General features: G+C 68.5%; 24 protein-coding genes. 14 read left to right on the top strand and 10 right to left on the bottom strand.

What is annotated here, in order from left to right; all coding sequences use genetic code 11:
* Positions 1 to 5: 5 nt before the first annotated feature.
* Complete coding sequence (gene arfB / locus VLK61_RS17695) at positions 6 to 413, bottom strand: alternative ribosome rescue aminoacyl-tRNA hydrolase ArfB (protein WP_325422937.1); 408 nt, start codon at positions 411 to 413, stop codon at positions 6 to 8.
* A 44-nt stretch (positions 414 to 457) separates the two neighbouring features.
* Between arfB and VLK61_RS17690 the strand changes: the two genes are divergently transcribed.
* Together VLK61_RS17690 and VLK61_RS17685 are read left to right on the top strand one after the other, a co-directional pair.
* Complete coding sequence (locus tag VLK61_RS17690) at positions 458 to 1,072, top strand: LysE family transporter (RefSeq protein WP_325422936.1); 615 nt, start codon at positions 458 to 460, stop codon at positions 1,070 to 1,072.
* A 7-nt stretch (positions 1,073 to 1,079) separates the two neighbouring features.
* Entirely contained in the window at positions 1,080 to 1,619 is a 540-nt protein-coding gene (locus VLK61_RS17685; protein WP_325422935.1) for a methylated-DNA--[protein]-cysteine S-methyltransferase, read from the top strand.
* A gap of 42 nt (positions 1,620 to 1,661) precedes the next feature.
* On the opposite strand, the gene VLK61_RS17680 is transcribed toward VLK61_RS17685, so the two are convergent.
* Complete coding sequence (locus tag VLK61_RS17680; protein WP_325422934.1) at positions 1,662 to 3,587, bottom strand: methyl-accepting chemotaxis protein; 1,926 nt, start codon at positions 3,585 to 3,587, stop codon at positions 1,662 to 1,664.
* Between the two features lie 137 nt (positions 3,588 to 3,724).
* The gene (locus tag VLK61_RS17675) at positions 3,725 to 4,201 is read right to left on the bottom strand and encodes an FKBP-type peptidyl-prolyl cis-trans isomerase (RefSeq protein ID WP_325422933.1); all 477 of its coding nucleotides are present in this window, start codon (positions 4,199 to 4,201) and stop codon (positions 3,725 to 3,727) included.
* A 260-nt stretch (positions 4,202 to 4,461) separates the two neighbouring features.
* Between VLK61_RS17675 and minC the strand changes: the two genes are divergently transcribed.
* Genes minC through minE form a run of 3 tightly spaced genes read left to right on the top strand, consistent with a single transcriptional unit; the run spans position 4,462 to position 6,349 of the window.
* Positions 4,462 to 5,226 (top strand): septum site-determining protein MinC, encoded by a 765-nt coding sequence (gene minC, locus VLK61_RS17670; protein WP_325422932.1) that lies wholly within the window; start codon positions 4,462 to 4,464, stop codon positions 5,224 to 5,226.
* A 35-nt stretch (positions 5,227 to 5,261) separates the two neighbouring features.
* Entirely contained in the window at positions 5,262 to 6,077 is an 816-nt protein-coding gene (gene minD, locus VLK61_RS17665) for a septum site-determining protein MinD (protein ID WP_325422931.1), read from the top strand.
* Between the two features lie 5 nt (positions 6,078 to 6,082).
* Positions 6,083 to 6,349 carry a cell division topological specificity factor MinE gene (gene minE, locus VLK61_RS17660; protein WP_325422930.1) on the top strand — a complete coding sequence of 89 codons (267 nt, stop codon included), beginning with the start codon at positions 6,083 to 6,085 and terminating at the stop codon, positions 6,347 to 6,349.
* On the opposite strand, the gene VLK61_RS17655 is transcribed toward minE, so the two are convergent.
* Positions 6,315 to 6,794: a hypothetical protein gene (locus VLK61_RS17655; RefSeq protein ID WP_325422929.1), complete on the bottom strand. Its 480-nt coding sequence runs from the start codon at positions 6,792 to 6,794 to the stop codon at positions 6,315 to 6,317. The genes minE and VLK61_RS17655 overlap by 35 nt on opposite strands.
* 308 nt (positions 6,795 to 7,102) lie before the next feature.
* On the opposite strand from VLK61_RS17655, the gene VLK61_RS17650 reads away from it, so the two are divergent.
* Positions 7,103 to 7,360, top strand: a complete 258-nt coding sequence (locus tag VLK61_RS17650; protein WP_325422928.1) for a hypothetical protein — start codon at positions 7,103 to 7,105, stop codon at positions 7,358 to 7,360.
* A gap of 71 nt (positions 7,361 to 7,431) precedes the next feature.
* Here VLK61_RS17650 and VLK61_RS17645 read toward each other — a convergent pair whose 3' ends face one another.
* Entirely contained in the window at positions 7,432 to 7,878 is a 447-nt protein-coding gene (locus VLK61_RS17645; RefSeq protein WP_325422927.1) for an SRPBCC family protein, read from the bottom strand.
* Positions 7,879 to 8,051: 173 nt separating this feature from the next.
* On the opposite strand from VLK61_RS17645, the gene VLK61_RS17640 reads away from it, so the two are divergent.
* Both VLK61_RS17640 and VLK61_RS17635 read left to right on the top strand, forming a co-directional pair.
* Entirely contained in the window at positions 8,052 to 8,420 is a 369-nt protein-coding gene (locus VLK61_RS17640; protein WP_325422926.1) for an iron chaperone, read from the top strand.
* A gap of 93 nt (positions 8,421 to 8,513) precedes the next feature.
* Entirely contained in the window at positions 8,514 to 9,386 is an 873-nt protein-coding gene (locus tag VLK61_RS17635) for a GNAT family N-acetyltransferase (RefSeq protein WP_325422925.1), read from the top strand.
* Here VLK61_RS17635 and VLK61_RS17630 read toward each other — a convergent pair.
* The 3 genes from VLK61_RS17630 to VLK61_RS17620 all read right to left on the bottom strand — a co-directional run bounded on the left by VLK61_RS17630 (position 9,337) and on the right by VLK61_RS17620 (position 12,522).
* Positions 9,337 to 11,010: a wax ester/triacylglycerol synthase family O-acyltransferase gene (locus VLK61_RS17630; RefSeq protein WP_325422924.1), complete on the bottom strand. Its 1,674-nt coding sequence runs from the start codon at positions 11,008 to 11,010 to the stop codon at positions 9,337 to 9,339. The two genes, VLK61_RS17635 and VLK61_RS17630, sit on opposite strands and share 50 nt — an antisense overlap.
* 67 nt (positions 11,011 to 11,077) lie before the next feature.
* On the bottom strand, positions 11,078 to 11,674 hold the full coding sequence (locus VLK61_RS17625; protein WP_325422923.1) for a DUF1415 domain-containing protein: 597 nt from the start codon (positions 11,672 to 11,674) through the stop codon (positions 11,078 to 11,080).
* On the bottom strand, positions 11,674 to 12,522 hold the full coding sequence (locus VLK61_RS17620) for a PA4780 family RIO1-like protein kinase (protein ID WP_325422922.1): 849 nt from the start codon (positions 12,520 to 12,522) through the stop codon (positions 11,674 to 11,676). Before VLK61_RS17620 ends, VLK61_RS17625 begins: the two co-directional genes overlap by 1 nt.
* Positions 12,523 to 12,563: 41 nt before the next feature.
* Here VLK61_RS17620 and VLK61_RS17615 point away from each other — a divergent pair, with 41 nt between their 5' ends.
* Positions 12,564 to 13,562, top strand: coding sequence for a tRNA dihydrouridine synthase (locus tag VLK61_RS17615; RefSeq protein WP_325422921.1), 999 nt, complete (start codon positions 12,564 to 12,566; stop codon positions 13,560 to 13,562).
* Here the strand turns inward: VLK61_RS17615 and VLK61_RS17610 are convergent.
* Positions 13,508 to 13,912 (bottom strand): DUF1761 domain-containing protein, encoded by a 405-nt coding sequence (locus VLK61_RS17610; protein WP_325422920.1) that lies wholly within the window; start codon positions 13,910 to 13,912, stop codon positions 13,508 to 13,510. The two genes, VLK61_RS17615 and VLK61_RS17610, sit on opposite strands and share 55 nt — an antisense overlap.
* Positions 13,913 to 13,999: 87 nt before the next feature.
* Here VLK61_RS17610 and VLK61_RS17605 point away from each other — a divergent pair, with 87 nt between their 5' ends.
* The 5 genes from VLK61_RS17605 (at position 14,000) to VLK61_RS17585 (ending at position 17,921) form a co-directional block, all read left to right on the top strand.
* Positions 14,000 to 15,085, top strand: coding sequence for a sensor histidine kinase (locus tag VLK61_RS17605; RefSeq protein WP_325422919.1), 1,086 nt, complete (start codon positions 14,000 to 14,002; stop codon positions 15,083 to 15,085).
* A complete protein-coding gene (locus tag VLK61_RS17600; protein ID WP_325422918.1) occupies positions 15,082 to 15,876 on the top strand; it encodes a LytR/AlgR family response regulator transcription factor in 795 nt (264 codons plus the stop codon). Before VLK61_RS17605 ends, VLK61_RS17600 begins: the two co-directional genes overlap by 4 nt.
* Before the next feature lie 19 nt (positions 15,877 to 15,895).
* Positions 15,896 to 17,185, top strand: coding sequence for an NAD(P)/FAD-dependent oxidoreductase (locus tag VLK61_RS17595; RefSeq protein WP_325422917.1), 1,290 nt, complete (start codon positions 15,896 to 15,898; stop codon positions 17,183 to 17,185).
* Between the two features lie 83 nt (positions 17,186 to 17,268).
* Entirely contained in the window at positions 17,269 to 17,529 is a 261-nt protein-coding gene (locus VLK61_RS17590) for an AbrB/MazE/SpoVT family DNA-binding domain-containing protein (protein WP_325422916.1), read from the top strand.
* A complete protein-coding gene (locus VLK61_RS17585) occupies positions 17,526 to 17,921 on the top strand; it encodes a PIN domain-containing protein (RefSeq protein WP_325422915.1) in 396 nt (131 codons plus the stop codon). Before VLK61_RS17590 ends, VLK61_RS17585 begins: the two co-directional genes overlap by 4 nt.
* A 20-nt stretch (positions 17,922 to 17,941) precedes the next feature.
* Here VLK61_RS17585 and VLK61_RS17580 read toward each other — a convergent pair whose 3' ends face one another.
* Entirely contained in the window at positions 17,942 to 19,756 is a 1,815-nt protein-coding gene (locus VLK61_RS17580) for a glutamine--tRNA ligase/YqeY domain fusion protein (RefSeq protein ID WP_325422914.1), read from the bottom strand.
* Between the last annotated feature and the right edge of the window lie 14 nt (positions 19,757 to 19,770).

Raw genomic sequence — 19,770 nt, 5'->3', positions numbered from 1 at the left:
GGCCGCTATTCCGATACCTTGCCGCGCTGCGCCTTGATCTGGCCGCGCTGGACTTTGCCGTCGACGCGCCGGCGCTGCGAAGCGCGGGTCGGCTTGGTCGCGCGGCGCGCCTTGGGCACGAAAGCGGCCTGATCGATCAGCGCCTGCAGCCGTTCCAGCGCCTCCTGCTGGTTCTTCACCAGGCTGCGGTGCGCCTGGGCCTTGATGACGACCACACCCTCGCGGCTGATGCGCTGGTCGTCCAGCACCAGCAGCCGGGCCTTCACCTCGTCGGGCAGTGAACTGGCGGCGATGTCGTAACGCAGGTGCACCGCATTCGACACCTTGTTGACGTTCTGGCCGCCGGCGCCCTGCGCACGGATGGCACTGAACTCGACCTCGTCCTCGTTCAGCACAGGGGGTTGTGGGGGCATGGCATCATCGTCGGCTGATATCGGCGTTGCGGCAGGAGGCAGTCATGTTCGGGGTGGCAGATTACGGCGCGTTCGTGGTCGCGGTGATTGTGTTCCTCGCGATCCCCGGGCCCGGCAACCTGGCGCTGATCACCTCCACCAGCAAGGGCGGTCTGGTCGGCGGGCTGGCGGCCACGCTGGGCGTGATCGCCGGCGACCAGGTGCTGATGTGGTTGGCGGTGGCCGGTGTCTCGGCGCTGCTGGCGGCCTGGCCGCTGGTGTTCGGCGCGGTGCAGTGGCTGGGCGCGGCCTACCTGGCCTGGTTGGGGGTGCGCATGCTGATGGCCAAGCCGGGCGATGCGCCGGTGATCAGCATCCGCGCCGGCCAGTACTTCCGCCAGGCCTTGATGATCACGCTGCTGAACCCCAAGGCCATCGTGTTCTACATGGCCTTCTTCCCGCTGTTCGTCGACCCGGCGCAGCACCAGGGCGTCACCACCTTTGCCTTCATGGCCGCGACGATCGCGACGCTGACCTTCCTGTACGCGCTGATCGTCGTGCTGCTGACGCGCCGTTTCGCGCAGGCGCTGCGCGCCAGCCCGCGCGTCACGCGCTGGCTGAACCGCGTGGCGGGCGGCTTGCTGGTCGGCTTCGGCCTCAAGCTGGCGCTGTCCCGATGAGTGGGTAATGCAGACCCTGGGCTGGACGCTGTTCGACACCGCCATCGGCGCCTGCGCCGTGGCCTGGGGCGAGGGCGGCATCACCGGTGCGCAGCTGCCGCAGGTCCATGCCACCGGCACCCGTTCGCGCATGCGCCACCGCTTTCCGGGCGTCGCCGAAGGGTCGCCGCCGCCCGAGGTGGCCGCGCTGATCGACGCGGTGCAGGCGCTGCTGCGCGGCGAGCCGCGCGACCTGTCGGCCACGCGGCTGGATTTCGACGGCGTGCCGGCCTTCCACCGGCGCGTCTACGAACTGGCGCTGACGATCCCGCCCGGCCGGGTGCTGAGCTATGGCGAGATCGCGCAGCGCCTCGGCGACCCCGGCGCGGCACGCGCGGTGGGCCAGGCCCTGGGCGCGAACCCCTTCGCGCCCATCGTGCCCTGCCACCGCGTGCTGGCGGCCGGCGGCCGCGCCGGCGGCTTCTCGGCGCACGGCGGCGCCGAGACCAAGCTGAAGATGCTGGCGATCGAAGGCGCGCGGCCGGACGACCAGCCTTCGCTGTTCTGACGCGCTGTTCTGACGAGCCGTCGGGCCAGCGCCGAAGGGCAGTCAGGCCGTCAGTCGGAACGCACCGACGGCCTGCACCAGCTTGTCGGCCTGCTGGTGCATCGCATCCGCAGCAGCCGCGCTTTGCTCCACCAGGGCGGCGTTCTGCTGCGTCACCTGGTCCAGCTGGTTCATTGCCTCGCCGACCTGCCCGATGCCCAGCGCCTGCTGCTGCGTGGCCTCGCCGATGCGGCCCATCAGCACATCGACCTGCTGCACCTGCTCGACGATGCGGGCCATCGCGGCACCGGCGCCCGCCACCTGGCGCGAGCCGGTCTCGACCCGTTCGGCGCTGTCGTGGATCAGCGTCTTGATTTCGCGCGCGGCCTGCGCACTGCGCTGGGCCAGCGTGCGCACCTCGGTGGCCACCACCGCGAAGCCGCGGCCCTGTTCGCCGGCGCGTGCGGCTTCCACCGCGGCATTCAGCGCCAGGATGTTGGTCTGGAAGGCGATGCCGTCGATGACGCCGATGATGTCGCCGATGCGCCGGCTGGCATCGCTGATCTGTGTCATGGTCTGCACCACCTCGGCCACCGCCGCGCCGCCCTGCTGCGCGGCCCCGCTGGCCGATTGCGCCATCGCCGTGGCCTCACGGGCCGATTCGGCGTTCTGCCGCACCGAGGCGCCCAGCTGGTCCATCGAGGCCGCGGTCTGCTGCAGGTTCGAGGCCTGCTCCTCGGTGCGCTGGCTCAGGTCGGCGTTGCCGGCGGCCACCTGGCCGGCACCGGTGGCGATTTGCTCGCTGCCCTGGCGCACCTCGCGCACCACGCCGGCGAGGCTCTGCGTCATCGTCTTCAGCGCGCCCAACAGCTCGGCGGTTTCGTCGCGGCCGCTCACATGGAATGTCAGGCTCAGGTCGCCGTCGGCCACCGTGCGGGCCACCTGCAGCGCCGATTCGATGCCGCGGGTGGTCGAACGTGTCACCGCCAGCAACAGGCCCAGCGAGAGTGTGGCCAGCAGCAGCATCGAGCCGGCCAGCAGCGCCAGCGCCTGGCGGGCCTGCGCCACACGCGCCGAGAGCGAGCGCTGCAGCTCGGTGAAGGCGGCATCGATCAGCGTGAACTGCGCGTCGATGGCCACGGTCTGACGCTCGAAGTACGCGGCCGAGGGATGGTCCGGCGTCGTGGCACGCAGGATCTTCGCCTCGGCCAGCGCCAGCGCTTCGTCGGCCAGGCCCTGGGCGGTGGTGAACGGTGCGCGCAGGGCCGCCGCCTGCAGCGCATCGGCCTGCGCCACTTGTGCGAAGTCGTGCGCCGCATTGCGCTGGTAGAGCTGCGCCATGCTGGCCAGCGCCTCGAGCCGTGCCTTGTCATCCGGGCTGGCGGCCTGCTGCTGCAACACCACCGCGCCGCGCGCGCGCAGCTGGCCCAAGGCCTCGGTCAGCCGCGGCAGCTGTTCCAGCGTGGCGCTGATCGCGTAGCGTGCGGCGGGCTCGGGGTCCATGGCCATCGTCGAGTGGTCGACCACGGCGCGCAGCAGGTCCAGCTCAGCGGCCACCAGCTTGCTGTGCCGCGCAAAGCTGGCCGGCCCGTCGACCGACTTGCCGGACACCGCGGCGGCCAGCGCCTGCCAGTCGTCGCGCAGCGTTGTCATTTGCGCGGCCAGCTGGGGTCGACCGAAGGCGCCGAGCGCGGCCAGGGCCTGGTCCAGCGCGGCGCTCACTTCGGACGCCTTGGCCTCGCGCTTGGGCGCCGCCGCGGACTGCCCGGCCAGCATCGTGGCGCTCAGGCCGCGGTGCTGCTGGGTCAGGCGCAGCAGCTTCAGCAGCGCACCGGCCGGCGCGACACCGGCTGCTTCGGCCTGCGCCGCGTCGATCACCTGCAGTCGTTCGCGCACGTTCATCGTCGCCGGCAGTACCGACATGCCGATTGCCAGCACCGCCACCCACGCGAACTTCGTGCGCAGTCTCGTATTCGCCAGAAGGCCCATGGTCCGTTCCGCCCTGTTGTGTGTTTTTCGGGCGGCCGAAGTCGCCGCTCCCAGCACAATGTCGGCGCGGCGCCCGCGGACTTGATGGCGCGGTGACCGATTCACCCTCGGGCGCAAGAACTCCCTACAGCGAATGCCTAGCGGCCCTTGATCGACAGCAATTCCACCTCGAACTGCAGCGTCGCATTTGGCGGGATCACGCCGCCGGCGCCACGCTCGCCGTAGGCAATCGCGGGCGGGCAGGTGAGCTTGGCCTGGCCGCCGACCTTGATGCGCTGCACACCTTCGGTCCAGCACTTGATCACCCGGTTCAGCGGGAACTCGGTGGGTTCGTTGCGCTTGTAGGAGCTGTCGAACTCCTTGCCGTCGGGGAAGGTGCCGCGGTAGTGCACCTTCACGATGTCGGTGGCAGCGGGCACCGGGCCCTTGCCTTCACGCAGCGAGCGGAACACCAGGCCGCTGTCGGTGACCACCGCGCCGGCTTCCTTGGCGGCTTTCTCGGCCACTTCGTTCTTGATCGCCGGCTTGGCAGCGGGCTCGCTGGCGGCCTGGGCCCAGGCGGCGGGAGCGGCGGCCAGCAGGCAGGACAGGGCGACGACAGACAGACGGTTCATGGCAGGGCTCCGAAGGGCGTTGGGCGTTGGGAAAAGGGCAGCGGGCGTTCGGCCGCCGGCAAGGCGCGCGATCATCGCATCTCCGCCCGCTGTTCATGCCGGCGCCGGGACAGCTTGAAAAACCCGGCAATGTTCAGTCACACAGGCGGGGTCGATGCGCCGATCCCCGCCTGAGCCGGCCCCGGAGCCCGGATACACTGCGAGCCTCTCGTGCCGGCTGCTTCCAGCCGCTGCGCCGCAGTGTCTTTCCGCTCGTGTTCATGGCCATCGTCACCCCGGCACTCCACCCTTTCGACCTCAAGAGCACCGCCTGGACGCTGACCGCGCTGCGCCTGCAGACCGCCGACCTCGCCGACTTCATGAAGGCCCTGGCCGCCCGCGTGGCCGAGGCGCCGGGCCTGTTCGACAACGACCCGGTGGTGATCGACCTGAGCCCGCTGCGCGAGGACGATGCCTGGGTGGATTTCGCCGGCCTGATCACCTGCCTGCGCCAGCACCGGTTGGCGCCGATCGCGGTGCAGGGCGGCAGTGCGGCGCAGACCGCGGCGGCACAGGCCGCAGGCCTGGCCGAGGCGCTGGACGCGGCGCCAACGGCTTCTGCGCCGCCACCCATCATCGCGCCCACCGAGATCGTGCGCGAGATTGAGGTGCTGCGCGAGGTGGAAGTGGTGCGCGAAGTGCCCGCCGCGCACCCCGCCACCCTGGTGGTCGACAAACCGCTGCGCTCCGGCCAGCGCGTGTATGCGCGCGGCGACCTGGTGGTGCTGGCGGTGGTGAGCTTCGGGGCCGAGGTCATTGCCGACGGCCATATCCACGTCTATGCGCCGCTGCGCGGCCGCGCGATTGCCGGGGCCCGCGGCAACACCGAAGCCCGCATCTTCAGCACCTGCCTGGAGCCGCAGCTGGTGTCGATCGCCGGCATCTACCGCACCATCGAGACGGACCTGCCGCCCGATGTGCTGTCCAAGCCCGCGATGGTGCGGCTGGACGGTGAAAAGATTCGTATCGAGCCTCTCAAGGCTTGACCCCAGCATTAGCGGTTTTGAAAGGACTTCACCCGATGGCCAAGATCATTGTGGTCACCTCCGGCAAAGGCGGCGTCGGCAAGACGACGACCAGCGCCAGCTTCGCCTCCGGCCTGGCCTTGCGCGGGCACAAGACGGCGGTGATCGATTTCGACGTGGGGCTGCGCAACCTCGACCTGATCATGGGTTGCGAACGGCGTGTGGTGTACGACCTGATCAACGTGATCCACAAGGAAGCCAACCTGAACCAGGCGCTGATCAAGGACAAACAGTGCGACAACTTGTTCGTGCTGGCTGCCTCGCAGACGCGCGACAAGGACGCGCTGACGCAGGACGGCGTCGAGCGCGTGCTGAACGACCTGGCCGCCATGGGCTTCGACTACATCGTCTGCGATTCGCCGGCCGGCATCGAGACCGGTGCGCTGATGGCAATGCACTTCGCCGACGAGGCGCTGGTGGTGACGAATCCCGAGGTCTCGTCGGTGCGTGACTCCGACCGCATCCTCGGCATGCTGTCCAGCAAGACCAAGCGCGCGATCGACGGCAAGGATCCGATCAAGGAACACCTGCTGATCACCCGCTACAACCCCAGCCGCGTGGTCGGCGGCCAGATGCTGTCGCTGGACGACATCCAGGAGATCCTGCGCATCCCGCTGATCGGCGTGATCCCCGAGAGCGAGACGGTGCTGGACGCGTCCAACCAGGGCGTGCCGGCGATCCACCTGAAGGGCAGCGACGTGTCCGAGGCCTACAAGGACGTGATCGGCCGCTTTGTCGGCGAGAGCATCCCGATGCGCTTCGTCGACGCCGCGAAGCCCGGCCTGTTCAAGCGCCTGTTCGGCGGGAGGTGAGCAGCATGTCCTTGCTCTCCTTTCTGCTGGGCGAGAAGAAGAAGACCGCTTCGGTCGCCAAGGAACGGCTGCAGATCATCCTGGCGCATGAGCGCTCGGGCCGCGGCGGTTCGCGCGCCGACTACCTGCCGCAATTGCAGCGGGAACTGGTGGCGGTGATCTCGAAGTACGTGTCGATCCGGCCCGACGACATCAAGGTGCACCTGGAACGCCAGGACAACCTGGAAGTGCTGGAGGTCAAGATCGAGCTGCCGGACGGCGCAGCCCGCTGACGCGCCTGTCGTCCGCCAGCGCGCCGAGCGCCGAGCGCAGCGCGAAGTATTTCTGCAGCAGCGCCGTGGTGATGTCCAGGCCCTGGGCCACGACGGTGGCGGTGAAACAGGCCTGCGACGGCTTCGTCGGGTGGGCCAGCAGCGTCACGTAGAGCCACACGCCGCCCTGACGCCGCCACAGCACGATGTGGCTGGGCAGCACGCCATCGCGGGCCAGCACCGGATGGCGGCGGATGATCTGCTCGAAGGCGGACGCGCGCTCCTGCGCGTCCAGTGCCACCCAGGGGTCGGCGCGCGCGAAGACCAGGCGGTCGGTGCTGACGCAACTCTCGATGGTGCGGGCAGTCTCGGTGTCGTTTGGCTGGGCCTCGTGCACCTGGGCCCCGGCTGCAGCAGCCATTCCCAGGGCCCAGCAGGCCCCCAGCAGTCGGGCAATCGGCGTCATGCTGATGCTCCGCAAGTTCACGCCGCCGGCGGGCGGCGTGAAGCCCAGCATGCGCCGGGCCAGGCGGCTTGGGAAGGGGCGGCACGGTGTTTCGATGCTGCAGCGCGGCATGCCATGGCCTGCATGGCCGTGGTCTCACACGACGTAACGTCACGAACTGCGCCCGGATACAGCACGTAGAAACCCTGGCAGGCCAAGGCCCCCATTGCGCCGGGCAGTCTGCCGAGGCATGCTTGGGCCAGCCCACGCCAAGTGCTGGCCGCCGATTCCGGCTGCCGGTGCGCCCCGGGGCAGACGGAGGCACGGTGATGACCAGAAGCATGCACCTGAACCCTGCGATGCAAGCGGTGGATGTCTACGTGGACATTGATGGGCAGAGTGTTCGTGCGGTGATCCCGCGTGAAGTGTTCGAAGACCGCTTGCGCTCGGCGCATCACCCCAGCGCGTGGCTGCGCGCCGCGCAGGAACATGCCGGCGAACTGGCCACCGTGATCCGGCGCCGCTTTGCCGCCCGGCCTGGCGACTTCGTTGTCGTGCGCAGCAGCGACTTCGGTCCGCACGCCTGAAGCGGCAGCGGGCAGCCTGGCCGGTAGCCCTCACGCAGTGAATCTCGGGAAAGGCGAGGCCTGGCCTCGCGTCAGCCCGGGATCTCGGGCTCGACGAGCTTGGCCAGCTGCTCTAGCGACTCCTGCCAGCCCAGGTAGCACATCTCGATCGGAATGACCTCCGGCAGCCCCTCCTGGACGATGTTCAGTTCGGTGCCGCACGAGACCGGCCTCAACGAAATGCTGGTGCGCATGTCGCCGGGGAGATTGGGATCGTCGAAGCTGTCCGTGTAGAGGAGCTTCTCGTTCGGGATCAATTCAAGATACTCGCCGCCGAACGAGTGCCCGGCCCCGGTGGTGAAGTTCGTGAACGACATCTTGTAGCTGCCGCCGACGCGCGCGTCCAGGTGGTGAACCTTGCAGGTGAAGCCGTAGGGCGGCAGCCATTTCGCCATGGCGTCCGCATCCAGGAACGCGCGGTAGACGCGTTCCGGCTTGCAACGAAGGATGCGGTGGAAACGAACCGTGCCTGTGGCCATGATGGGATCCTTTCGAGGGGGTGACGTTGGCGCCGCAAGACCGCGGCGCCTGCTGCCACGACGTTCTACCGCGTGTCGAATCGACATCGGCGCATGTCCACGTTCGTGCATGTCGATTCGTGCTGCCGTCGTTCGTCGAGCAGGCATCACCACAGCTTGAACGGAGCAATGGCATGAACGCCGAGCCCGACCCCAACGACGTCGATAGCTACATCGCGGCTGCGGCACCGGCCGCGCAGCCGGTGCTGCGTGAGATCCGGCGCATCGTGAAGCAGGCGCTGCCTCAGGCGCAGGAAACCATCAGCTACAAGATGCCGGCGTTCCGGCTGCAGCGCACCTTCCTGTACTTCGCGGCGTTCAAGCGCCATGTGGGCGTCTATCCGCCGGTGACGCAGGATGCCGCATTGGCCGCCGAACTGCGGCCCTTTGCGAACGACAAGGGCAACCTCGGATTTCCGCTCGACCAGCCGATGCCCTACGAGCTGATCGCGCGCGTGGCCGTGGCGTTGGCGAAGCAGTATCAGCCGTCGACCCGCCGGTGAAGCTGGCCCAGAATGCGGCCCGATGAACATCCGCAACGACCGTGCATGTCGACAGGCTGCCGATGAGCTGGCTGGCCTTGGCGCCGTGAACCGATGCTGAGCCTTGCCCCGCTGGACCTGGACAGCCTGCCGGCGCTGCAGGCGATCAGCGACGCGACGGCGGCCAGTCGGCCGCCGATGGCGCTGCGCACGCTGCTCACCGATGCTGCGCGCGGCGGCGGACGGCAGGTGGTGGTGGCCTGGCAGGAGAGTCGGCCGGTGGGCTGCCTGGCCTGGGTGTCGCTGGGCATCGCGGAGGATGGGCGCCTGTACGGCTCGCCGCTGATCGCGCCCGATGCCGAGGTCGCGGCGGCCTTGATCGAGCGCTTGGTGATCGAAGGTCACACGCTGGGCGCGAGTCATTTGCGCGTCAGCACCTGGGCCGGCGACGAGGGCAAGGCGCAGGCCTTGGCCGCGCTGGGCTTCGAATGCCTGTTCGAATGGGTGAACTTCGGGCGGCCGCTGCCCTTGCCCGTCGCGCCGCCGCAGGCCTCGGCAATCAGCCGCTGCTCGACCGTGGACTTCGAGCGCATCGACTGGGCGCAGGCCGCCCGCCTCAGTGCCGAGTGTTTTCGCGACGTGCCGAACTCACCGGCGGTGACGGCCGAGATCCTGGCCGCCGACTGGGCCGAAGCCGACCGAGACGCCAGCTGCCTGCTGCAGGACGATGCAGGGGCTTATGCCGCTTACATCGTCGTGCAGCATGACGGCACGGTGGATGCTGTTGGCGTGCAGGCGGCCTGGCGCGGTCAGGGGCTGACCGATACGCTGTATGCGCGGGCTGCAGCCGCGCTGGTGGCCAAGGGCGTGATGCAGATGTCGGCGCTGGTGGCCAGCACCAACACCGCGTCGATGCGCCTGCACCAGCGCCTGGGCTTCACGGAGACGGTGCCGCGCGGGGCTGTCTGGGAGCGCGCGCTGGCGTGACCGCGGCGCGCACCGGCACCTTGCGCGTGCGCGGCTTGACGGCCTTCACCGGTTTGACAGGTTCTTCAGACACGGGTTCGACCACCGGTTTTGCCACCGTTTCTGGCACTGGTTTCGCCACTGCTTCTGCCACAGGTTTCGCGCTCGCATTGGCAGCTGCCAAAGCCGCCGGCTTGGCCGCTTCTTCGGTCGCCGCCGGCATCAGCCCCTTCATCGCCTCGAAGGCCTTGCGCATGTGCGCGGCCAGGTCGGCCACATCCGGCATCGCGCGCCGGCAGGCAATCAGCCCGAAGCACAGCTGGCCCATGTAGCTCTGCACGGTGATGTTCAGCGCCACGCCGTGCACGACGATGGACACGGGGTAGTAGTCCATCATTTTCGCGCCGGCCAGGTACACCGGCACCGGCGCGCCGGGCACGTTGGAGATCGTCACGTTGGCGAAGCGCAGCCGGTCGGCCAGGCGGGAGCGGCCGTACAGCGAGGCCAGGCCGCTCAGCAGCCACGGCGAGCCCAGCGAAGGAAAGTCGGTCGGCACCACGCCGCTGAAGGTGCCCATCTGCTTCTTCATCGCCGCTGTGCCGGCCATGATGGTGGCCAGCCGCTTCATCGGGTCGGCCAGCTGGGTGCCCAGGTCCACCAGCGTGCCGGTGACCTGGTTGTTCATGCTGGTGTCGCCCTGTTCGCGCAGCGAGATCGGCACGCCGGCCACCAGCGTCTTGTCCGGCAGTTCGCGGGAGTCTTTCAGGTAGCCGCGCAACGCCGTGCTGCACAGCCACAGCACCATGTCGTTGACCGACGCGCCCAGCGCCTTGCCAACCCGCTTGGTCTCGTCCAGCGGCAGCGACAGGCCGGTGAAGGCGCGCTGGTTGGTGATCGGGTGGTTGAAGGGCGAGGGCGGCGCAAACTTCAGCAGGCTGCCGGCCTTGGTGCCTTTGCTGCCGTTCGCGGCAGGCTTGGCGCGCGACTGCACCGCATCGACGACCATCGCCATCAGCGATTTGGCCAGCCCCGGCACCAGCTTGCCCAGCGTCACCACCTGGTTCAGCTGGTTCTCGATGCCGGCGCTCAGCAGTTCGGCCACGCCCAGCTGGTAGCGGTGGCTGCGGCGCGGGCGCGGCGGCTTGACCTTGCGCGGCTCGGGCGTCAGGTCGAAGATGCTCTGGCCCAGCGTGACGCCGGCCTGACCGTCGATCGCGGCATGGTGCACCTTGCCGTAGAAGCCCATGTGGCCGCTGGCCAGGCCGTCGATGACATAGAACTCCCACAGCGGCCGGCTGCGGTCCAGCAGGCTGGAATGCAGCCGCGCGACCAGCGCATCCATCTGCTCGCGCGTGCCCGGTTTGGGCAGCATCACGTAGCGCATGTGGTAGTCGAGGTCGATGTCGTCGTCGTCTATCCACACCGGGTTGGCCAGGTCGAAGGGCATCATCGCCAGCTTGCGCGTGAACACCGGCGCCAGGTGCATGCGGCCGGCGATGTGCGCTCGCACGTCGTCGTACCAGTTGCCGGTGTAGCCGGCCGGCAGCTCGAACACGTGGCTGCTGCCGACATGCATCGGCATTTCGGCCGATTCGAAGTGCAGGAACGCGCCGTCGACGATGCTCAGGTGTTTCAGGTCCTTCAAGGTGGGCTCCCTTGGTCTGTGATCTGCATGGAGTCTTGCCCGGACGGCGCGTGCCGTCCACTCGGGTCTACGTTGATGGCGGCGCGCCTTTGGCCGCCGCGAGCGCGGCCTCGGCATCGGCCTGCCATTGCGCCTGCAGCGCCGCCCAGCCGGCGGCGCCTAAGCCTTCCATCGTCGTGATGTTGGCTTCGTAGATCGCCTCGGGTTCCGGGAAGGCCTCGACGGCGCGGTCGATGCTGTCTTCGCGCAACAGGTGCAGCGTGGGGTAGGGCGACTGGTTGGTGGCGTGGCTGATGTCGCCGGGCGCGGCGTCGGCGAACTGGAACTGCGGATGGAAGTGGGCCACCTGCAGCACGCCTTCGAGGTCCAGCGCGGCGAGCGTGTCTTCGGCGATGCCGAGGAATTCATTGAACTCCTCGAAGTCCTGCAGCACCTGCGGGTGGATCAGCAGCACGGTGTCGGTCACTTCGGGGTCGGTGGCGACGAGCTCCTGCATCGCCTGCGCCAGGTGGGCCTGCAGCGTCTCGACATCGGCCGCGTCGCTGACGATGTAGCGCACCTGGCCTTTGGCCTGCACGGCCTTCGCGAAGGGGCAAAGGTTCAGGCCGATCACCGCCCGGTCCAGCCAGGCGCGGGTTTCCGCGATCACACGTTCGGTTTGCATCACACCGCCTCCTGCAGGCGCAAGCGGCGCGCGGCCTCTTCGGCCTTGGCATCGTCGATCTCGCGCAGCACGCCGCCCAGATCCACCGGCTTCTTCGCTTGTTCGAAGTGGCCGGTCAGCACGGCATCGGGCTGCAGGATGCCGCGCTCGTAGAGGGACCAGATTTCCTTGCCGTAGTTCGTGGCCAGCAACTCCGGCGCAAAGCGGCCGAAGTAGTTGCGCAGGTTGGCCACGTCGCGCTCCAGCATCGCTGGCGCGTGGTTGTTGCCGGCGGCGTCCACCGCCTGCGGCAGGTCGATGATCACCGGGCCGTCGGCGCCGACCAGGATGTTGAACTCCGACAAGTCGCCATGCACGACGCCGGCGCACAGCATGCGCACCACCTCGCGCAGCAGCGTCTGGTGGTGGGCGCGGGCGATGTCGGGCTCGAAGGCCATGTCGTTCAGGCGCGGGGCGGCGTCGCCATCGGCGTCGCAGACCAGCTCCATCAGCAGCACGCCTTCGTGGAAGTTGTAGGGCTTGGGCACCCGCACGCCGGCGGCGGCCAGGCGGTACAGCGCATCGACCTCGGCGTTCTGCCAGGCTGCTTCCTGCGCCTGGCGGCCAAAGCGCGTGCCCTTGGCCATCGCGCGGGCCTGGCGGCTGTTCTTGGTCTTGCGGTTCTCGGTGTAGTCCACCGCCTGGCGGAAGCTGCGGTGCGTGGCGTCCTTGTAGACCTTGGCGCAGCGGGTCTCGTCGCCGCAGCGCACGACGAAGACCATCGCTTCCTTGCCGCTCATCAACTGGCGCTGCACCGAATCGATCAGGCCTTCTTCCAACAAAGGCCGCAGCCGTTCGGGGGTTTTCATCGACCGATTGTCGTCTGGTCGCCACCTCTACACTCGGACGCATGATTTTGCTGGCTCCGATGGAAGGACTGCTCGACTTCAGCCTGCGCGATGTGCTGACCCGAGTGGGCGGCATCGATCGCTGCGTTTCCGAGTTCATCCGCGTCACCGATCGGGTACTGCCCGACCGGGTCTTCACCCGTGTGATGCCCGAGTTGCTGAGCGGCAGCCTGACCCCGGCGGGGGTGCCGGTGCGGGCGCAATTGCTGGGGTCGGACCCGGCGGTGCTGGCCGACAACGCGGCGGCCCTGGCCCGTTTGCACCCGGCCGGCATCGACCTGAACTTCGGCTGCCCGGCGAAGACCGTGAACCGCCACCGCGGCGGCGCGGTGCTGCTGGACGAGCCGGAGCTGGTGCATGCCATCGTCGTCGCGGTGCGGCGCGCGGTGCCGGCCGCGATGCCGGTGTCGGCCAAGATGCGGCTGGGCAACCAGGACGATTCGCGCATGCTGGAATGCGCGCACGCGATCGCCAGCGCCGGCGCAGATGAGTTGGTGGTGCACGGGCGCACCAAGCTGCAGGGCTACCGGCCGCCGGCCTACTGGGAGCAGATCGCGCTGATTCGTGAGGCAGTGACGATTCCGGTCATCGCCAACGGCGAGATCTGGACGGTGGATGATGCGCTGCGCTGCCGCGAGGTCTCCGGCTGCCACGCGCTGATGCTGGGCCGCGGCATCGTCGCCGACCCCGGTCTGGCGCTGGCCATCCGCTCACCGCAGCAGCCGTCGGTGGAGTGGCCCACGGTGCTGCCGCTGCTGGCCGTCTACTGGCGCTGCATTGCTCGCCATGTCGAGCCGCGCCACCGGGCCGGGCGGCTGAAGCAGTGGCTGAACCTGATGCGGCGGCGCTTTGCCGGTGCGCAGGCGCTGTACGACACGGTGCGGGCGATCAACGACAGCGTGGCGGTCGAACAGCTGTTGTCAGCCACCGCGGCCGCGCCGGCCCATCACTTCCACCAGGCCAGCAGCCCGCCCATCAGCGTCAGCGAGATGACGTGGTAGCCCGAGTTGATCAGCCACAGCACGAGCGAGCGGCGCTCGAACAAATCGTTCACCGCGAAGCACATCGCGACCCAGCCGATGCCGGCGGCCGCGCCGGCCGCCAGACCGAAGCCGACCGTCGCTTTGGCGCCGAGGAAAGCCGCCAGGTTGGCCGCCATCACCAGCGAGCACACGTAGGTCAAGCCGAAGATGCGAACCATGTTGCCGCCCTTGAGTTGCTCGTCCGACAGCCCGGTTTCGCGCTGCCAGCGCTTGGCAAAGAGGATCGGCGAGTACCAGACGCCGCCGATCAGAAAGCTCAAGGCGGCGGCCGCGAGGATGGCCAGCGGGTTCAGGTGCATGTCGTCCATGGTGTGTGGGCCTCGAAGGGTGGGGTGCGCGCAGCCTAGGCGGGTGGCGCGCAGCGCTCAAGCCACGCACTCCCGAAACCGGACACCGTGACGCCGAACCCGGACTTCCGCGCGCTGAACCCGCCGCCGCGCGGTGTGCGTTTCGACGACCGGCCGCTGATGGCCGTCGGCATCCCCGCCTTTGGCCTGACGATTCCGCTGTTCAGCGGCCTGCTGGCGCTCGATGGGCCGGGCATCACGCCGGGTGATGCGCGCTGGTGGGCCGGCATGGCCTGGTTCGTCGGGCTGGCGTTTTGCATTTGGTGGGGCAACCGCTGGCTGCTGTTCAAGCAGCGTGAGCACCTGGACTGGTTTGCCCAGCCGCTGCGCAAGCTGCTGATGCTGGTGGCGGCCTGCACGCTGTACACCGCGCCGCTCACTGTCGCCTGGCTGGCGCTGTGGTACTGGGGCAGCGGCCAAGCCATCGATCACACGGTGGTCCGCATCGTCGCGCTGACCAATGTGATCTGCGTGATCTTCGTGACCCATGCCTATGAGACGGTGTTCCTGATCCGCGAGCGCGAATCCGACGCGCTGCAGCTGGCGCAGCTGGAACGCAGCCGCGCGCAGGCCGAACTGGCGGCCTTGAAGGCGCAGATCGACCCGCACTTCCTGTTCAACGGCCTGAACACGCTGGGCCACCTGGTGACGCACGATCCGGCCCATGCCCGCGAGTTCTGCGATTGCCTGGCCGAGGTCTACCGCTATGTGCTGACCAGCGGCCGGCGAGAACAGGTACCGCTGCGCGACGAGCTGGTGTTCGTGCGGCAGTACTTCCGGCTGTTGGAACTGCGCTTCGGCGGCGATGCGGTGCAGCTGCAGGCGCCCGCCATCGATGCGCTGCCGGCCGATGCGCTGATCGTGCCGCTGGCGCTGCAGGTGCTGGTCGAGAATGCCGTCAAGCACAACGCGGTGTCGGCCGAGACGCCGCTGCGCGTGACCATCACGCGGCACGCCGAAGGCCTGCATGTGCACAATGCGCGGCGGCCGCGGCAAGGCCTGGCGGACTCGGCCGGCGTGGGCCTGGCCAATCTGGACGAGCGCTGCAAGCTGGTGTTCGGCCGCGGCCTGGTTCTACTGCAGAACGAGGCGCAGTTCAGCGTCACCGTGCCGATGTCGCGCACAGCCCCATGAAGCCTTTGACCCTGTTCATCGCCGAAGACGAACCACCGGCATTGGCCAGGTTGATCGAGTGCCTGCAGCGTGTTGCGCCCACGGCGCGGGTGGTCGGCACTGCCCGTTCGCTGCAGGCGTCACGCACCTGGCTGTCGGGGCACCCGGCGCCGGACCTGCTGCTGCTGGACATCCAACTGGCCGACGGCCTGTCGCTGGCCTTGTTCGATCCGGCGGCCAGTGGCCCGCCGCCTGCGTCGCCGGTGATCTTCACCACCGCACACGATGCCTTCGTGCTCGAGGCCTTCAAGTGCAATGCGATCGACTACCTGCTGAAGCCGGTCAGTGAATCGGCCATGGCCGCTGCATTGGCGCGCTATGAATCCCTGAGCCGCCACTTCACCGGCAACCTGGCCGGCCTGCTGGCCGCGCTGACGCCGCAAACCCAGCCCCAGACCCCCGCCCGCCACCCCTGGCGCCAGCGCCTGGTGCTGCGCCGCGGCAGCGGCTTCGCCAGCCTGCGCTGCGACGAAGTGGCCTGGTGCACCTCGGTCGACAAGCTGACCTTCGTGCTGACCCGCAGCGGCGAGCGCCTGCTGGCCGACGAGACGCTGGCCGAGCTGGAGGCCGCACTGGATCCGCAGCGTTTCTTCCGCGCCAACCGGCAGTTCCTCGTGCAGCTGGATGCGGTCAAGGGCTTCCGGCCGCAGGGCAAGGGCCAATTGCGGCTGGAGTTGCAGCCGGCCCATGACGCGCCGGTGCTGGTGAGCCAGGAGCGCGCGAAGGCCTTCCGCGACTGGCTCCAACAATGATCGCGACGCCTGACAGACGATGAGCAGTTACTACGAAGCCACGATTCCCCCCCGCGCGCCGGCGCAGCCGCTGCACGGCGCCATCGACGCCGAGGTCTGCATCGTCGGCGCCGGTTTCGCCGGCCTGGCCACCGCGCTGGGCCTGGTCGAACGCGGCATCCGTGATGTCGTGGTGCTGGAAGCGCAGCGCGTGGGTTTCGGTGCGTCCGGCCGCAATGGCGGTTTCGTCTTCGGCGGCTACAGCCTGGACAACGCTGACCTGCTGGCCCAGCTGGGGCCGCAGCGCGCGAAGGCCTGCTATGGCCTGACGCGCTCGGCCGTCGACCTGATCCGCCGCCGTGTGCAGGCCCATGCTATCGACTGCGATCTGGTCGAAGGCGGTGCGCTGCTGGCCAACTGGTTCGACGACGAATCCTTGCTGCTGAAGCAGCAACGGCTGATGGCCGATCACTTTGGCGTGCAGTGGCAGCTGATCCGCAAGGCAGAGCTGGAGGCCCACGTGCGATCGGACCGCTACTTCGGCGCGCTGCTGGAGCCGGACGCTTTCCACTTCCACCCGCTGAAGTACGCGCTGGGCGAAGCGCGGGCGGTGCAGGCGGGCGGCGGTCGCATTCAAGAGGCGTCGCCGGTGACATCGATCTCGCGTGCCGGCACCGGATTCAGCGTGAGCACCGCGCAAGGCAGCGTGGCGGCGCGCCATGTCGTCGTCGCCGGCGGCGGCTACCTGCAAGGCCTGGTGCCGGCGATCGAACGCGCGATGCTGCCGATCGCCACCTATGTGATGGTCACCGAGCCGCTGGGCGCGCTGCAGCGCGAACTGGTTCCCAGCCGCGCGGCGATCTACGACACCCGCTTCGCCTTCGACTACTACCGCGCACTGGCCGACACGCGGCTGCTGTGGGGCGGCCGCATCAACGTGCGCGACCGCCGGCCTGAAGACATCGCCGAGTTCCTGAAGCGCGACATGCTGCGGGTCTATCCGCGTTTGGCCGATGCCAAGGTGGAATTCGCGTGGAGCGGCATGATGAGTTATGCCCGTCACAAGATGCCGCAGATCGGCCGGTTGACAGGACGTGACGGTGCGGGCGACGCCGCCGGCGCCTGGTATGCCCTGAGCTTCGGCGGTCATGGCGTGGCGCCGACGACGGTGGCCGGCGAAGTGCTGGCCGCAGCCATCGCCGAAGGCCAGCCCATTCCCGACGGCTTCCAGCCCTACGGCCTGCCGCGCACCTTCGGCCCGCTGGGGCTGGCGGCGGCGCAGGCCACCTACGCGTGGTTCGAGTTGAAGGATTGGGCAAGGTCGATCTGACCTACCGATGCCGTTCGGAATTAACTCTGGCGTTCGGAATGGATGATCGTAGTAGGATGATGTCAATTCAGTCGGAGGCCCCGATGACATCCATTGCCACCGTCAGTGACAAGGGGCAGGTGACGCTGCCCAAGCAGTTGCGCGACCAACTCGGCATCGAGCCTGGCACGCGCTTGTCGTTCCAGGTCGACCCGGACGGCGCACTGCGCGTTCGGGTGCTGGCCAAGGGCGCGTCAACGCTGTTCGGCCTGCTGGCCAAGCCGGGTGAGCCGGCACGCAGCATCGCGGAGATGGACACGGCGGTCAGCCAGGCGGTGCTGGGACGCGCGGGCCGCACGAAGTGATCGCCGTCGACACCAACGTGCTGGTGCGCTTGCTGGTCAATGACGATGTGGCGCAGGCGGCCAAGGCGCGCCGGCTGTTCGACGCACAGGCTGAGCAGGACGCCGCCATCTGGATTGCCGATACCGTGTTGGTCGAAACTGTCTGGACACTGGCCCGCGCCTATCAGCGCCTGCGTGCCGACCTGGTGCTGGCCCTGCGTGCGTTGGCCACGCATGCTACGGCGGTGTTGGAGTCGCCCCAGGCCGTGCAGCAGGCCATCGAGGCCTTCGAACGCGGTCCGGCGGACTTTGCCGACTGCCTGTTGTGCGCCAAGGCCGCACTGGCAGGCTGCGATTCGGTGGCGACCTTCGATCGCGGGATGAAAGAATTGGCCGGTGTGAAGCTGCTGTAGGGCCCCGGTTCAGGGCCTTCTCACTTGCCCCAGCTGTCCCGCAAGCCCGTGATGCGGTTGAACACCGGCTGGTCCGGCGCATGATCAACGCGGTCGGCGACGAAGTAGCCATGGCGTTCGAACTGGAAGCGGTCTTCGCGCTGCGCCTGCGCCAGCGCCGGTTCGACATAGCCGTGCACGAGCTTGACGCTGGCCGGGTTCAGCACGTCGCGGAAATCGCGGTCGCCGGCATCCGGTTGGGCTTCGGTGAACAGGCGGTCGTAGAGGCGCAGTTCGGCCGGCACCGCGTCATGCTGGCTGACCCAGGTGATCGTGCCCTTGACCTTGGCCGCATCGGCACCCGGCGTGCCGCTCTTGGTGTCGGGCACCACCGTGGCTAACACGGTGGTGACGCGGCCGTCGGCATCCTTGTCGCAGCCGGTGCATTCGACGACCATGCCGTACTTCAAGCGCACCTTGTTGCCCGGGAACAAGCGGAAGAAGCCCTTGGCCGGCACTTCGGCAAAGTCGTCGCGCTCGATCCACACGGCGGGGCCGAGGCTGAAATCGCGGCTACCGAGCTCCGGATGCTGCGGGTGGGCCGGTGCGTGGCAGGGCTCACGGTGCTCGGCGCTGCCGAAGACCTCGGCCCAGTTCGTCAGCTTCAGCGGGACCGGGTCGATCACGGCCATCGCGCGCGCGGCCTTGCCTTCCAGGTCGTCGCGCAGCGCGATGTCCAGCACGCTGTAGTCGACCCAGATGTTGGTCTTGCTGGCGCCGGTGTCCTCGGCCATCTTGCGCACGCTCTCGGGCGTGTAGCCGCGGCGGCGCATGCCGGCCAGCGTGGGCATGCGCGGGTCGTCCCAGCCATTGACGATCTTTTCGTCGACCAGCGCCTTCAGCTTGCGCTTGCTGGTGATCACGTAGGTCAGGTTGAGCCGCCCGAACTCATGCTGCTTGGGCAGCGGGCGCTGCAGCAGACCGCCCACCACGCGACCGTCGGCGAGCGTTCGGGTTTCAGCCAGTGAATTCAGCAGCCAGTCGTAGAACGGCCGCTGGTCCTCGAACTCCAGCGTGCAGATGCTGTGGGTGATGTTCTCCAGCGCATCCTCGATCGGGTGCGCATAGGTGTACATCGGGTAGATGCACCAGGTGTCGCCGGTGTTGTGGTGGTGCGCGCGCTTGATGCGGTAGAGGGCCGGGTCGCGCAGGTTGATGTTCGGCGAGGCCATGTCGATCTTCGCGCGCAGCACCATCGCACCGTCGGCATGCAGGCCGTCGCGCATCTCACGGAATCGCGCCAGGTTCTCGGCGACGCTGCGGCTGCGCCAGGGGCTGTCGGTGCCGGGTGTCGTGAAGTCGCCGCGGGTGGCGCGCATTGCCTCGGCGCTTTGTTCGTCGACATAGGCCAGACCGCACTCGATCAGGTGCTCGGCCGCGCGGTACATGAAGTCGAAGTAGTTGCTGGCGTAGTACAGGTGCGTGGTGCTGTTCACGTCCCAGCTCCAGCCCAGCCAGTGCACCATCTCGACGATGGCGTCGACGTATTCCTGCTCTTCCTTTTCCGGATTCGTGTCGTCGAAGCGCAGGTGGCAGACACCGCCGAAGTCCCGCGCCAGGCCGAAGTTCAGGCAGATGCTCTTGGCATGGCCCACATGCAGGTAGCCGTTGGGCTCGGGCGGGAAACGCAGGCGCACGGTGGCCGGGTCGGCGATGCCGGCCGCGTGGTGCGCTGCGTCGCCCGGCGTGCCGCCCCAGCGTCGCTGCGCATAAACCCCTTCCTGCACTTCACGTTCGATCAGCGTGCGCAGGAAGTTGGCGGGCTTGGCGGCTTCGGGCTTGGTGGGGGCGGACATTGAGGGCGTGTCGC

The sequence above is a fragment of the Aquabacterium sp. genome (assembly GCF_035476535.1).
Classification (GTDB): Bacteria; Pseudomonadota; Gammaproteobacteria; order Burkholderiales; family Burkholderiaceae_C; genus Pseudaquabacterium.
Note: the sequence above shows the minus strand (reverse complement) of the source record. Positions and strands in the feature narration are given on the sequence as shown.